This window comes from Calothrix sp. NIES-3974 (assembly GCF_002368395.1).
Taxonomy (GTDB): domain Bacteria; phylum Cyanobacteriota; class Cyanobacteriia; order Cyanobacteriales; family Nostocaceae; genus NIES-3974.
This window is the reverse complement of the sequence record NZ_AP018254.1, coordinates 4,772,308-4,787,802: the sequence shown is the minus strand read 5'-3', so window position 1 is coordinate 4,787,802 and position 15,495 is coordinate 4,772,308. Positions and strand designations below refer to the sequence as shown.

At 38.5% G+C, this 15,495-nt stretch carries 13 protein-coding genes; 6 read left to right on the top strand and 7 right to left on the bottom strand.

What is annotated here, in order from left to right; all coding sequences use genetic code 11:
- Positions 1-99: 99 nt before the first annotated feature.
- Positions 100-753: a DUF3386 domain-containing protein gene (locus CDC37_RS19290; protein ID WP_096624231.1), complete on the bottom strand. Its 654-nt coding sequence runs from the start codon at positions 751-753 to the stop codon at positions 100-102.
- 815 nt (positions 754-1,568) lie between these two features.
- Here CDC37_RS19290 and CDC37_RS19285 point away from each other — a divergent pair.
- The 6 genes from CDC37_RS19285 to CDC37_RS19255 all read left to right on the top strand — a co-directional run bounded on the left by CDC37_RS19285 (position 1,569) and on the right by CDC37_RS19255 (position 7,450).
- Positions 1,569-2,192 carry an exopolysaccharide biosynthesis protein gene (locus tag CDC37_RS19285; RefSeq protein WP_096624229.1) on the top strand — a complete coding sequence of 208 codons (624 nt, stop codon included), beginning with the start codon at positions 1,569-1,571 and terminating at the stop codon, positions 2,190-2,192.
- A gap of 388 nt (positions 2,193-2,580) precedes the next feature.
- A complete protein-coding gene (locus tag CDC37_RS19280) occupies positions 2,581-3,165 on the top strand; it encodes a DUF1802 family protein (RefSeq protein ID WP_096624227.1) in 585 nt (194 codons plus the stop codon).
- A gap of 1,356 nt (positions 3,166-4,521) precedes the next feature.
- Positions 4,522-5,394 (top strand): DUF4388 domain-containing protein, encoded by an 873-nt coding sequence (locus CDC37_RS19270; RefSeq protein ID WP_096624223.1) that lies wholly within the window; start codon positions 4,522-4,524, stop codon positions 5,392-5,394.
- Positions 5,394-5,975, top strand: coding sequence for a GTP-binding protein (locus CDC37_RS19265; protein ID WP_096624221.1), 582 nt, complete (start codon positions 5,394-5,396; stop codon positions 5,973-5,975). The genes CDC37_RS19270 and CDC37_RS19265 overlap by 1 nt, the downstream gene beginning before the upstream one ends.
- Positions 5,976-6,112: 137 nt before the next feature.
- The gene (locus tag CDC37_RS25320) at positions 6,113-6,718 is read left to right on the top strand and encodes a roadblock/LC7 domain-containing protein (protein WP_096624219.1); all 606 of its coding nucleotides are present in this window, start codon (positions 6,113-6,115) and stop codon (positions 6,716-6,718) included.
- 177 nt (positions 6,719-6,895) lie between these two features.
- A complete protein-coding gene (locus CDC37_RS19255; RefSeq protein WP_096624217.1) occupies positions 6,896-7,450 on the top strand; it encodes a protoglobin domain-containing protein in 555 nt (184 codons plus the stop codon).
- 462 nt (positions 7,451-7,912) lie between these two features.
- Here the strand turns inward: CDC37_RS19255 and hypB are convergent, their stop codons facing one another.
- The 6 genes from hypB to hypF form a co-directional block, all read right to left on the bottom strand.
- Positions 7,913-8,758, bottom strand: a complete 846-nt coding sequence (gene hypB, locus CDC37_RS19250) for a hydrogenase nickel incorporation protein HypB (RefSeq protein ID WP_096624215.1) — start codon at positions 8,756-8,758, stop codon at positions 7,913-7,915.
- The gene (gene hypA, locus CDC37_RS19245) at positions 8,749-9,090 is read right to left on the bottom strand and encodes a hydrogenase maturation nickel metallochaperone HypA (RefSeq protein WP_096624213.1); all 342 of its coding nucleotides are present in this window, start codon (positions 9,088-9,090) and stop codon (positions 8,749-8,751) included. The genes hypB and hypA overlap by 10 nt, the downstream gene beginning before the upstream one ends.
- A gap of 420 nt (positions 9,091-9,510) precedes the next feature.
- Positions 9,511-10,593, bottom strand: coding sequence for a hydrogenase expression/formation protein HypE (gene hypE, locus CDC37_RS19240; RefSeq protein WP_096624211.1), 1,083 nt, complete (start codon positions 10,591-10,593; stop codon positions 9,511-9,513).
- 610 nt (positions 10,594-11,203) lie between these two features.
- Positions 11,204-12,337 (bottom strand): hydrogenase formation protein HypD, encoded by a 1,134-nt coding sequence (gene hypD, locus CDC37_RS19235; RefSeq protein WP_096624209.1) that lies wholly within the window; start codon positions 12,335-12,337, stop codon positions 11,204-11,206.
- 111 nt (positions 12,338-12,448) lie between these two features.
- On the bottom strand, positions 12,449-12,703 hold the full coding sequence (locus tag CDC37_RS19230; protein WP_096624207.1) for a HypC/HybG/HupF family hydrogenase formation chaperone: 255 nt from the start codon (positions 12,701-12,703) through the stop codon (positions 12,449-12,451).
- A gap of 302 nt (positions 12,704-13,005) precedes the next feature.
- Entirely contained in the window at positions 13,006-15,387 is a 2,382-nt protein-coding gene (gene hypF, locus CDC37_RS19225) for a carbamoyltransferase HypF (protein ID WP_096626412.1), read from the bottom strand.
- Between the last annotated feature and the right edge of the window lie 108 nt (positions 15,388-15,495).

The following is a 15,495-nucleotide window of genomic DNA, read 5'->3' as shown; positions in this document are numbered from 1 at the left end:
AATCAATAAGTGTGTCCCAACTTGGTTTGGTAACTTGTAGTTTAGGTTAAACTTGGATGGGAAAATATGGCGATCGCGATATTTCCAATTAATTTCCCATTAAGCTTCCGGTGTTAATAACTGAATATTGGAAAAAATGAAATCCTGTACGGATGTACCACCCTCAACTTGGGTAGTAATAGTGCGACGATTGAGGATATAATAATCTCCAACTTTCTCGTAAGTATCAGTGAAATTACTTACACCACCCTTTTGCTCACCAGTTTTCGGGTCGTGGTACACAGAATCGTAGGTATGGGAAAGATAACCTTCACCCGTATCATGGACGGAAAAAGTATTAATGGTGACAACGACACCATGAATATGGCGATGGACTAGGGTGACAATATTGTCCCGAACCTTGTATTTATCACCAGCCGATTTACCACCGATAAGGATTTCCACATTTCCCGCTTCGTCAGTTTCACCGTAGCTAAAGGTATTTGCACCGTGGGTTTCTTCAAAAGTACGACGAATCCGGTGAACCGCAATTTCCCAAATCTGTCCGTTGATAGCTTTTTGAGCTTCTTCGTTATCGATCCCCGTAACTTCCCCTTTTAAGTTAGCACCAATGCGGACTTGACCTGTAAACTCCTTATCATCATGTTTATAGGTAATATCAGCCGTGTAACCAGGAAAGTTTTGATCCCAGGTGTAGCGGTTTTCGTAAGCTGCGCGGAAAAAATCAGTTGCCGAAATTTGAGTTGCAGTCATGGGTTTATCCTATAGTTACATCACAATAACTAGCGTTCTATCAGTTCTCCTCTATTGCTATCAGCATAAAAGGTATGCCATGACTCTGTATAGTCCCCAAGTGGGTACAGTTCTCACCCCACGTACCATTTAAGAGGGTGTTTGAAAAGTCGATTTTTATACTTAACAAGCTCGTTTTTGGGAGTAGGGAGTAGGGATTAGGAAATAGAGATATGCGATATGCCGTTCTACTTAATACCAAATTTAATGTAAATTTGCACATAATTTGAACCCACTCCTTTACCTACGGAGAGGGAGAAATCTAGTCCCCTCCCCGTAATCGGGGAGGGTTAGGGTGGGGTTCTTTCTATGCGTCTTCATATTAAATTGGTATTAATTAAATTGAAATTAATGAGGATTGCTCAAAATATCCGTGAATATATAGTCAAGAGATTGCCACTATAAAGCCAAAGTTACCATACACTTTCCACCTTCATCAACTTAGGTTTTCTGTTAAATGCTTAACGATTGAAAGTCAACTGTCACCTGTAAACCGTCAACAAACTAAAAGAGAGATATATCAGCGTGCGAAGTATACCATTTAAACCTCATGACCACAAATAATAATCAAACTATATATCAGGATAGGAAAATTCCCCTGCTCACGAGGGCTTTCTTTACACCCTAATACTACTTCCTATTCCCGTACAGACGCGACATGTTGTGTCTCTCCCCACTCCCTCTAATTTTACAAACGAATGCTTGATTCAACTCTATAAACTGTGGTATTTTCTGCAACATTGAAACTAAATTCTCATCTATAGTAGTAATTATTTATGGCTAGACTTTCTCAAGAACTTGGACGATTTTTTTTTGAAGAAGAACGCTCAGAGACAGTAACTTTAGCAGAAATACTAAATCTTGCGGGGGAGCGAATTTTTGGATTTTTGTTTGTTATCCTTTCCCTTCCTTCCGCTTTACCAGTTCCTGCACCTGGTTACTCAGTTCCTTTTGGCGTATTATTATTCGTTTTAGCAGTACAATTAATTATTGGGAATAAAACCCCTTGGCTACCGCGAAAAATGGCTAAACATCCCATTAATTTGGAATTAGCACAAAAATTCATCAAAGCGGGAATCCCTTGGTTACAAAGAATAGAAGCAATTACCCGTCCTCGTTTAAGCTATGTTTGTACAACTTTACCAGGGAGGGTAGTTATTGGTACGGCAATTAGTTTAATGGCGATATCAATGATGATTCCAATTCCGGGAACAAATACCTTACCCGCGATGGGAATTTTTGTCACCGGTTTTGGTTTGCAAGAAGATGATGGTGCAATTAGTTTAGCTGGTTTAGTTTTATGTTTAATGGGTGGAATTCTCAGTATTTCGATTATCGCTGCTGTTGTTTGGGGTGGTACAAGTTTGTATGACCAGATAAAAATTTGGTTGGGTCGATAAGTAATATTATCTGTTGAGATGAGGGAGTACAGACGACCCGTCGGTTCGTCTGTAAAGGGAGTAGGGAGTAGGGAGTAGTGAGTTGTGTGTAATATTTCCATAGAACTCCTACAGTTTTTGATAAATAATAATTAGGGCTTGCTGAAAAAAAAATAGTAAAGACGCGATATATCGCGTCTCTATATGTTGCAAGGAATTGACGGGATTTTAGTCTTCAAAAGTGCGAACAATAGGCGTACAGAGTGAAAAAACCTTGCATCTGTAATTTTTAGAAGCCAATAAAAAAAGGAATTTCTGGGTTAAAACTACTCCCCACTCCCTACTCCCTTCCCTATCCCTATTCCCTTTTACCTTTGCATCAATTCCTACTAAAATTTCGGAACCACAGATGATGACATCAACTTTCCTTACACATGCATTAAAAGAATGGTCTGTTGCTATTAATGCACTGGAAACAGGACAAACCATCATGTTGTTGCGCAAAGGTGGTATTCGCGAAGAAGGGGGACGCTTCCAGGTTGACCATACTCAAGTTTTATTATTTCCTACCTATGAGCATCAAAATGCTGAACTACTTAAAGATTCCTATGGAACACAAGTTAAAACAGTCGAGTCGGGATGGCATCCTCTGGAAATAAAAATTAGTAGTTGGGCAGAAATTACGGATATTTTACCGATTTTTACGGCTGATAATTTGGCAAGTTTATTCCCTTTTCATATCTGGAATCAACGATTTATTCAAGAAAGGTTAAAGTGGAAACCACGCCAACCTTTATATATTTTGTTATTGCGAGTTTATTTGTTCTCTACACCCTTTTTGATTCCCTACAACAGTAAATATGGCGGATGCAAGTCTTGGATTAGTTTAGAACAATCAATTACTCTAGATTGGCAAAATCCGGTGATGGGTGAATCGGATTATTTGAACCAGGTAAGTAGTATTCGGCAAATTCTCAATAAATTTGTTAAATAACACAAGTGTATGAAAAATGATGAAAAATTGCTAGCAAAAGCAGATTTATTCATCTTAATTAGTACTTCTACCAGTTAAACCTGATTTCTGACAAACCTCTTCAACTTTCAGGGATTAGGGTAAAACTAAACCTTTACTCAGCGCTGAACAATCACTTGTGGAAAATATGGGTTAAGTATTTATGCAGTAAAGCAAAGGAGATATGCGAAGCATAAACTCAGGTTTTGAGCAAAATTTTTTTTATGACACTCATATTTGATTTCTGAAGACCCCAACTAACTGAAAGCTGGTCATACAAAGCTTTATTTATAAGTATACCTCATAAGGTTCAAGTACGATTCCTATATTTAGGCGACATTGATCCAAAAAAACTGATTTCTCACCCCAAATATCCATCAAGATACAAGATAAATCATCTCGGAAAAATTTATCTTTACTAATTATTCTTTGAGAAAATTTTATTAGAGCAATTACTTTAGCTAGTTATATAGCGAATTGTAAACCTATAGTTGAACAAATGCTCAGGTAATCCTAATTTATATTTCCTTTATTTCACAAAATTGTGTTTATGCTTTACTATGCTCAGTGTAGGTAGTATTGTTTGAGATACTTACCTGAATAAGTATATATATCTAATACAATTTACAGCAAATATACTTTGCACGCTGATATATTTCCCTTTTGGTTTATTGACAGGTTACAGCTGACCTTTAAGCACTAAATATTTAAACCAAAAGCTCACATATTTAGAGGTGTAAAGTGTAACAGCAGATAGTAGTCCGATATATTTTGGGAAATTTTTGAATATTTTGAATCGATAGATACAAAAGTCCTTATTTGATGAATGCAATTGCGAGTTTGTTTGTTAATTAGTTTGGTGCTGATTTTAGCTGAAGTTTCGCTTAAGTCCATTGTTGTATTTGCATAAATAAATATAGCTTCATTTTTCATCCAGGGAAAATTAGATTATCTAATAAGTTTTTTTAACTATAAATACTTGTGAATTAAGGACTGCATCGATACAACAATCTACCTAATTCCATTAGTATGAATTGATTTCCATGATTTTTAGTTTGGCAATTAGATTTCCCACAGATGATTGGGTAATTAGATATGACTTGACTAATTTTGATACAAAGCAAACCAGTGTATCCATTAGGTCAATCCAAAATCCGTCTTGGAGAGTTGGTTGCGACGGAAACCGACTCCAACACATTTCCGTAAAATCCATACTCTCTGATAAAGCTATGCGTAACCATTCTCCGATTTCTCTGTGCATAGCACAGTAGGCTAGGGTAATCCAAAATCGTTTTGATGATTATCTAAATTACTTCACTTAAATTAAATGGATCAAATATGGCTCTTTCTAGTTCTTTTGCAGATTTTTCCTTAGCGGAACTATTTCAGTTGATTGACAGGGGTAAAAAGTCGGGATGCTTAACAGTTTGTACTTTACCAAACATTAAAGTTCTCGGTTCCAAGTCGGAGTATTATTATATTTGGTTTCGTCAAGGACAATTGGTAGCAGTAGCCAATAAATTAAATCATCATGGCTTGTTGGAAAAAATGAATAAGCGGGGTTTAGTCAACGAAAAAATTATCAAAAATATTCTCCAAAATTCGCCCAATTCCTCTAGCAAGCTTTTACCTTTGGGTTTACAATTAAAAACACAAGGGGTGTTGAGTAGTGAAGACTTAAATTTACTATTTGCCAGCCAATTGCAGCAGGTACGAAAATTATTTGAAACCCAACAGGGTGTGTTTCAATTTGACGCTAAAGCCGAATTACCGCTCAACGAAATGACTGGATTAAGTATCAGAGCCATTGAAGTTGCTTTAATGGTATTACGGGTGTTAAAAAATTGGTCAGCTTTGGCAGATGCTTTACCCGACAAAAACTCCGCAATTGAAACCATTGCTCCAGCAAACTCCCAATTACATCTGCATCCCTTGGAATGGCAGGTATGGGAATTCGCCAATGGTAGTGCAACCTTAACCGCGATCGCATCCCAACTTAACCAACCAATCGCTATCATACAACAAACCGCTTTTCGGTTGATGTTAGCGGGTTTAGTGGAAGAAGTTCCCTTTGTACCCCCATCCTCCGAACTGCAAGACCGTTCCATTAGTGCTAGTTTAGCAGCAAGAAAAAGCCAAAATTCGCGATCGCTCACCATCAGTAGTGCATTTTTGCAAAACCTAGTTGGATTTTTAAGGAGCAAAACTTAATGGAAATCCTGCGAATTGTCGTCACAGGAAGCGTAGGTGCGGGAAAAACTACCCTCATTCGTACTATCAGCGAAATTGATGTGGTAGACACCGATAAACGTGCTACCGATGAAATGGCAGATATCAAAGATAGTACGACGGTGGCTTTAGATTTTGGTCGATTGACCATTGCGGATCAACAATCATTGCATCTCTACGGAACACCGGGACAAGTTCGCTTCGATTTTATGTGGGACATTCTTATCCAAAAAGCCCACGCTTATATTTTACTGGTTAATGCCCACCGTCCCGAACATTTACGCTTTGACCGCAAAATCCTCCATTTCCTCAACCAACGGGTAAGTATCCCCCACTTGATCGGTTTAACCCACACCGATTTTGCTGATGCTTGGGAAGCAGAAGATATTGCGATCGCTCTAGGTTTAGACCCCAACAACAATTATCCCCCCATTATTCAGATTAATCCCACCCAACCCCAATCCATCATTCCCGCTCTGATGAATCTGGTTGAACAATTAGCTGCTGATGTAGACCCCGAGATGAACAATTGTTCGAGCATCCAGTCATTTGGGCAAATGTAGCTAATTTGACTTACATAAACAATTCTTATTCTCTTCTTTACCTAATCCATCTAAGTTTTATTTAGTTTTCCCAAAAAAGTATCAAAATGGAAGTGTTCAAGAATACCCAAATTTAATAGAATAATTAGGCGACTACCATGACTCTGGGTAAAATTATCCAGCTAATTACCAAGAGGTTGACACAAAAAACCTCTGAGTCAGCAGAAATAACGGAGTTGTCAGAAGTTGAGCAATCAACATTCGTAGCACCTACCCGACCTCCAACCACGGAATCCGAATCGGTGGAATCGTTGACCGTGGATGGGGACGGTTTGGCTTCGACAACAATGGTTTTTGTTAAAACAGATGAACTCAGAAGAATTAAGGAAAACAGTATGATTAATTTCTCAATGTTACAGCAGGAATTACAAACCTTCGTCAGTGGTTCTGCTGATGTTCAAGGAGCAGCTTTAGTTAGTCCTGATGGTTTAGCATTAGTTTCGGTTTTATCTGCGGGAATGGATGAGGAGCGAACTGCGGCCATGTCTGCATCCATTCTCTCCTTGGGTGAAAGAATTGCCAGTGAACTAGCACGGGGAGTAGTTGAACGGATTGTGGTAGAAGGTGAAAAAGGCTATGCAGTCTTGGTGGGTTGTGGTAGTGATGCGGTTCTGCTGGTATTAGCCAATGAGAACGTGAAACAGGGAATTTTGTTTTTAGAAGTGAAGCGAATTGTGTCCAGATTAGCCCCTTTGTTGGGGTAGTCAGTTACCAAATCATCAAAAACAATCCGTACTCTGATATTTGGATTGCTGACTTTCGCTGACACATGTTGTCGTGATTTTGTCGCGACTAATTTTTCCCTGGAAAAATTCTATTGATTAATTATAACTTATAACTTTCATTCCGAATTTAGAAATTCGTCAACTCAGGAGTTCGTAATGGCTTTGGAACCACATGCATTTTTAAAAACCTTAATTCAGCGTGCTGGATTGACGGAAGAAGATAAACAATTATTGCGATCGCAATCCGAATGGGGATTTAAAGTCGCACCGGAAATGGCAGACCATTTTTATAATTATTTACAACGGGACGAGGAAATGAATGCCATCCTCAACAATGGAGAAGGACGTATTCATCGTCTCCGGGAAACTTTTATTCAGTGGTTCCAGGAAATGTTTACTGGTATGGACAACTGGGGTGATGCATACGCTGACCGTCGTTGGAAAATAGGTCTAGTTCATGTCCGAATTGGTATTGGACCCCAACACGTAGTCCCAGCAATGGCCACCGTTGTTCATGAAGTTGGTAAGCGTCTCAGGAATGACGGTCAAAGCGAAGAACTCAAGGATGCACTCGGTCGCATTTGCATGATTGATTTAGCTTTTATTGAACAAGCCTATATTGAAGTCTCATCTTCTGCGGTATTACGGGAAACAGGGTGGTCAGAAGCCTTATTCCGTCGTTTAATTGCTACCGGAGCAAAAGTGATGTAAACTCCCATCGAATTGTTGACAGTTGACAGATAAGATGAATGTTAACTGTCAATTAATTTGCAAGTTGGTATTATTTCGCCGGAGAGCATCCCAAATATGTAAAAACATATTTTGTCTATGTAAAAACATATTTTGTCCGCAGCGAGTGCAGCGTACGCAGAGCGTTCTCGAAGAGTAGCGATCGCAAAATCCATCACTCAGAATGAGTCCATCGATTGCTGAAGGTCATACATCCAATACAATGATCAGATTACTCTTTTACCGAGCAATCAAAGCTTTTTATCCCTAATCGGGATTAATTTGAATAAACACCCTCAACCAGATTAATTTTGATTGATAAGAAAAGGAACGTAGTGGCGCTAGTCTACGACAACCCTGGGGGTATAACGCTTTATACTAAAACTTTTTCGAGGCTAAAGCCACCACTGCAAACCCCTCAAAACTTATGTAGTCGAATACTAATTACTCACAATTTTTTAACCACTCATACCATTCCCCTAATCCGCTACCAGTTAGGGAAGAAACTTGAAAAATCTTGATATTGGGATTTACCTGTCGAGCATATTCTAAACAACGTTCCACATCAAATTGTACATAGGGTAGCAAATCAATTTTTGTAAGAATCATCACCTCACAAGCGCGAAACATATGGGGGTATTTAATCGGCTTATCATCCCCTTCTGTAACAGAAAGAATTACGACTTTGAGTCGCTCTCCTAAATCAAATAAAGCCGGACAAACTAAATTACCAACATTTTCAATCATCACCACCGAATTCATCGGTGGATTCAATTCTTCTAACCCCTTTTCCACCATTGATGCATCTAAATGACAGCCAGTACCAGTGTTAATTTGCACAACTCGACAACCTGTCTCTTGAATTTTTTTAGCATCATTAATTGTCTCTTGGTCTCCTTCAATTACACTGATAGACAATTGATTTTTTAAATCTTGAATTGTCCGAGTTAACAAAGTCGTCTTTCCCGCACCAGGAGAACTCATCAAATTCAAAGCCAGGATATTTCTGCCTTTCAACCAACCCCGATTTTGGGCTGCTATCAGATTATTTTTTGCTAAAATATCTTGCTCTAAAGTAATAGTGGTACCATGAATTTTGGCATGAATATGGCTGACTTCATGATGGTCATGATTATGGGAGTGGGAATGGGTAATTACAGTACCATCCGCTAAAGTATGGGTATGATGTTTATGGTCATGGTCATGGTTATTAACAGCTAAAACTTTACCATTTTCTAGATTAGCAATTTGTGCATTTCCCTCATCACTACAGCCACAAGTTACACACATATTTCCTCTACCTCAATTTCCTTAATTTTCAGTTCTTCACCAGCAATAACATCTATCTCTCTACTACCACATTGACAAACACCAAAATGTATATCTAGGTTAAATTCTCCACCACACACACGACATTTTCCTAAACCAGGAATTTCCCTAATTTCTAACTTTGCTGCTGCTAAAACCGTACCCTGGGAACATATATCAAAACAAAAACGAATTGCATCCGGCATAATTGCCGAAAGTTGACCAATTTCCAGTACGACTCGCTTAACCTTGGCTTGTTGCGCATGTTCTGCGACAATCGCCACAATGTTTTGTGTAATCCCTAATTCATGCATAAAATCATGATTTTTTTTATAGTTGACAATGGGTAAATTATCTGTATGAGTAGGGAGTAGGAAACAGAAAAAAACACTTTTTAAGTCTACGGAGTTTTTCAGAAATCAAATATGAGTTTAATGTCATACTTATGATGCTTAATTCACAGTTTAAAGTAATAAATCGGCAACAAGAAACAGAGTAAAAAACGTAATGACAAACTCTTATCCCTAGAGAAGAAATATAATTTGATAAAATGCACAAACATCTTGAAATTTTATCGAAAATCTATCAATTTAATTTATTTATGATAATAATTTCATGAAATGGTAATGCAGGATGATTTTATCACTTAATGAATTTCAAATATGACTACCGATTCCCTTAGAGACGCGACATGTCGCGTCTCTACTTAAATATCCTCTAAAAATCAGACAAAATCAACAAATTCTCGGTAACTGCTCACCCACCAACATATCCACAATTCTCTCCGCACCAAAAATACTTTTTAAAAACACCACTCCCCTGGGGTTTGCAACCACCTCACCAATGATACAAGCATCTTTCCCCGCAGGATGGGACTTCATCGCTGTTAAAATTTCCTCCCCATATTCCTGTCCTACAAATAATACTAACTTCCCTTCATTCGCCAAATATAAGGGGTCTAAACCCAAAATTTCACAGACCCCTTTCACCTCTTCCCGGATGGGAATATATTGTTCATCCAGACGAATTCCCACATTTGCACTGACTGCAAATTCATTTAAAACTGTTGCTAAACCACCTCTAGTTACATCCCGCATTGCATGAATTTCTGGACAAATATCCAGAATAGTTTCTACTAAACTATGCAGGGGTTGACAGTCACTTTCAATATTAGTTTCTAAGGCTAATTCACCCCTCGCAATTAAAATTGCTGTCCCATGATTACCCAACTCACCATTTATAATCACCACATCTCCCAGTTGAATATTCTGCGCAGCACAATTAATACCTCCAGGAATCACACCAATCCCCGTAGTATTAATAAATAATTGATCTGCTGCACCACGATGCACAACTTTTGTGTCACCTGTAACTATTATGACTCCTGCTTGATTTGCAGCAACCTGCATACTTTCAGCAACTCGACGTAAAGTGTCTACCGCTAATCCTTCCTCTAAAATTACACTACAACTCAGGTATAAAGGCTTTGCACCACTAACAGCTAAGTCGTTAATAGTACCATTAACAGCTAACTTACCAATGTCACCTCCAGGGAAAAATAGGGGATCTACCACATAGGAATCAGTCGTAAAAGCAAGTCGATTTCCATATTCCATCAAACTCGCTAAATTTAAACTAGCTTGGTCTTCTAGGAGGGAGAGAATTGGATTATCAAAATTACTTACAAAAATATCATCTATTAAATCCCGCATTGCTTTCCCACCACTACCATGTGCAAGGGTAATATGGGTGTCCCTCACTTTTGCTTTTTTAATCAATCGAGAATCTGATGATGAGTTATTTGTGGGAATTTGCATATTTACGTGATACCAGATATGAAGTTAATTCGTAATTTGTAATACCCGCTACCCGGGAAGCAAGCTACATAATTCGTAATTCGTCTTGGTCTAAGGGAAAGCTGCAACTAGGTAATTTAAACATTTAAAAGGGTTGAATTCCTCTACTTCTATCTATATCCTGCATTTCTCACAAAACCCTAAAACTCGCAGGGAATAGTCCGTGACAGGAGTAGTGTAGACGCTACGCTTCTAGTCTACGACAACGCTGCTTGTACCCGTAGGGTGTAGAAGGAAAATCAATCCCTTACTCAAGGCTTACAACTTACTCCCTCAAAATCCAGGTATATGTAGTGCTGTTTCTGGTGGTGTTTAGGAACTTCTAGAAAATAAAATATCAAAATATCCTGTGGTTTCGCATCTTGTCAGAAAAGACAGGCTAGGATGACAATAGAAGATTGGATAATTATTAAATTTAGATTACCCTTAACTTGATTCATAATTACGAATTATGAATTGATCTTATATCGGTTCCCGGTCTGGTGAGGTACGATTGTAATTCTGCTTGTATTTTGATCAAAGCTAGAGAATTTTAGATGTACCTCAGTCGCTTGGGAAAGGCTATATGCACTTAGGGTTTTTTAGATGAATTTTGTTTTTCAACAAGAGGGAGACGACCGTACTTGTAATAAGCAGCACAAGCACCCTCGGAGGAAACCATACAGCTACCAATTGGTGTTTCTGGTGTGCAAGCTGTACCAAAAACTTTACATTGCCAAGGTTTTAATACTCCTTTGAGAATTTCTCCACATTGACAAGCTTTATGGTCAGCAACAGTTCGATTGGGAATTACAAATTTAACTTCAGCATCAAATAAAGCATATTCGGGACGAATTTTTAACCCAGAATGGGGGATATCTCCTAAACCTCGCCATGCAAAGGTTTCTCGTTCAATAAAAACTTGATTAATTGCCTTGAGAGCGATAGTATTTCCCTCTGGTTTAACTAAGCGATTATATTGATTTTCTACCTCACAGCGACCATCTACAAATTGTCGTAATAACATCCAAATTGATTGGAGAATATCTAAAGGTTCAAATCCGGAAATTACTATCGGTTTATGGTAATCTTGAGGTATGAATTGGTAAGGTTTTGTTCCAATTACCATACTAACATGACCAGGCCCAACAAATCCATCTAGCTGTAAATCGGGGTTTTCTAGTAATGCTTTTAATGCTGGTATTACTAGGACATGATTTGCAAACATACTAAAATTTTTGAGATTCTCACCTGCTGCTTGGAGAATTGTCAAAGCCGTGCTAGGAGCAGTTGTTTCAAATCCAATCCCAAAAAACACTACTTCCTTAGTGGGATTTTCCTGGGCGATTTTCAGACTATCTAGGGGGGAATAAACCATCCGAATGTCTGCTCCTTCAGCTTTTGCCTGTAGTAAACTTTTGCTGGAACCAGGAACCCGCATTGTGTCACCAAAAGTCGTCAGAATCACATCAGGATATTCTGCGATCGCAATTGCATCATCAATCCTTCCTTTCGTCATCACACACACTGGACAACCGGGACCATGAATTAATTCAATTGATGGTGGTAAAACTTCTTCAATCCCATATTTAAAAATTGCATGGGTATGACCACCACATACTTCCATAATTTTTAGAGGCTTACCGATAATATGACAAAGCTTTTCTATTTGCCACAGTAAAGCTTCTCCTTTGTAAGTATCACGAAATTCATCTACGTATTTCATTGTTTTCCCCTGAATTTTCAGCGAGTAAGTTATCAGCATTGAGTAACCCCTCGATTATTTTCTACTCCCTGATTCCTGAAAGTTTTAGGATTTTTGAGATAATAGTGGAAGTTAATAATCAACCATTAACTCTGCCATTTCTGTTAATAACTGTAATGTTTCTGCGGCTTCTTCTTCATTAATGCGATTCATTGCAAAGCCAACATGAACTAATACCCAATCCCCAACACAAGACTCCGGTGGATGTTCCTCATCCACAATACAAGTAATATTTACCTGACGTTTCACACCACCGACATTGACAATCGCTAATTGATGATTGGTATCGCTGATTTCTACTATTTGACCTGGAATTCCTAAACACATGATTTATTTTCCTCTTTCAGGGAATAGGGAGTAGTGGGGAAATCAACTTATACTAATTCGTAATACCCGCTACGCGGGAAGCAAGCTACGTAATAACCTACAGCAAGACTACGCCTACGTAATTCGTAATTTAAGAAGATAGAGGTAGGAATGATTTCGTTGATTCCATTTTTTACCTAGTTTGAGATAATTATTATTAATCAATGCTAATCGCGATATGAATGAAATTTGGGATACTAACTTCTGGAAAATTAAACAAGCGACAGGTATTTATTGATGCAAGTATAAGTGAATAAATAAAGTTATGATTTGATGACTCTTGCAGCTGCGATCGCAGCTTGTCCCAGAGATAAACCACCATCATTACTGGGAACTAGGTGATGGGTTAGTACCTGTATCTGTATTGCTTCTAACTGGGTTTTAACTTGTTGTAAAAGGATTTTATTTTGAAATACACCACCTGTGAGTACAACATACTTAATGAAGTTTTGTTGACGAAGACGGATTACCATTTTGACAATGGTGTCTGCTAAACCTTTGTGGAATTTAGCTGCTATCATTGCTGGTGATGTTTTTACCTGTAAGTCGTTGAGTAATGCCTCCCACATCGGACGTGGATCTATACAATCAATAGTATCTAAAATCTGCACATCAAAAGGATAGCTAATAATTTCTTGATAATTATTTAAGTTATTGGTATCACATACAGCTTCCATTTCCATCGCAGCTTGTCCTTCATAGCTAGATTCTTCTCGACAAATACCGATAGCTGCTGCTACTGCATCAAATAAGCGTCCCGTAGAAGATGCAAGGGGAGAGTTAAGATTTTGCTCAATCATCCGTGAAAGGACATGTAAGGGTTTTTGCTCCAGAAATTGAAAAATTTCTAAATCGGCGTATTTCCCTCTTAATTCTTCCCAATTAAATGCAGAAACTAATTGAGCGTAGGTATTTCGCCAAGGTTGATAAATAGCCTGTTTGCCTCCTATCATGGGTACAGGTTTTAATGTTGCCAGTCGGGTAAACTGACAGTAATCTGCCAACAAAAATTCCCCTCCCCAAAATGTATTATCTGCACCATAACCCAACCCATCTAAGGCAATCCCTAGGACGGGTTGTGTATCCAAAGGTAAGCCATTTTCTACCATACAAGCTACGATATGGGCATGATGATGTTGAGTTTCCACCACTTGAATTTGATTGCCTATAGCCAATTCTATGCCTAACTTAGTTGATAAATATTCTGGGTGTTTGTCTAGGGCAATTACCTCTGGTTGATGAGCAAATAAATGTAAATATAAATTCAAAGTATCTTGATAACTAGCAAACACATTTTTATTTGCTAAATCCCCTAAATATTGAGATAAAATCGCTTGTCTAGCTGTCAATAAACAAAAGGTATTTTTTAACTCACCTCCCATTGCTAATACAGGAGGAGCCTTGTCAAAACCTGGAGGTAAATTAATTGGTGCTGGTGCATATCCCCTCCCACGACGCAGAACTTGTACCTCCTGATCAACCACTCGGACAACCGAATCATCAACCCGATTTACAATATCTCGATTGTGTAGTAGAAAATAATCAGCAATCTGACCTAACTTATCTTTTGCCACTTCATTATCGATACATTGTGGTTCGTCAGAAATATTCCCACTAGTAAATACAATTGGTCGATCCATGCGTTTACAAATCAGATGATGAAGGGGGGTATAGGGTAGCATGAAACCAAGGGTATTTTGTCTAGGAGCAACTAGCTGAGAAATAGGACGATTTAAATTCTTGTTCCCATTTATCTCCGTCCCCATTACAGCTTTTATTCGTAACAATACTATCGGTGCTGCGGGACTTTCTAATAACTCTTTCTCCTGGTCATTAACATCACAATATTGCTCAATTATAAACCTATCCCGTGCCATTAAAGCCAAGGGTTTATCATATCTTTGCTTGCGTTGACGCAGAGTTGCCACCGCAGTATTATTAGTCGCATCACATGCTAAGTGAAATCCGCCTATTCCTTTAATGGCAACAATCTCACCCCTTTGTAATAACGTACAAACCGCATCCACATCATCCAGCATCGAAAACATGGAAGCAGTCACAGGTTTACCATCACTACGCTCCAACCAAGCCTTTGGACCACACACATGACATGCGATCGCCTGAGCATGAAAGCGACGATTATCAATCTGTTGGTATTCCTTGGCACACTCACCACACATAGGAAAAACACCCATACTAGTGTTATTTCGGTCGTAGGGAATAGCGCGAACAATACTCAGACGGGGACCACAGTGGGTACAGTTAGTAAAAGGATAGCGGTAGTAGCGGCTATAGGGGTCAAAAATCTCTTGCTGACACTGGGGACAAGTAGCAGCATCGGCAGCTATTTCCGTGGAAATTTGACTATTAATACTGGGGGAAATCACAAAATCATTAAATTTAAATTCGCCTTCATCGGGTTGACAGACTAATTCATTAATTTGTGCTAAGGGTGGAGATTCCGTTCGTAATTTTTGCATAAATTCGGTAATGGATTTTTCACTACCTCCAACCCGAATTAACACACCTTCACCATCGTTACAAACATCACCAACTAACCCATAATTTTTTGCTAAACGATATACTGTCGGACGAAATCCTACCCCTTGAACTGTACCACGAACCCTGATTTTCACTTTCATCATCATCTTTAATTATTAACTAGTACAAACAGGCAAAAAATAATAACCAAGCTGCAAGATATCAGGGGAGTAGGAAGCAGAAAAAAGCCACTTGCATCACTTTTGGTGTTA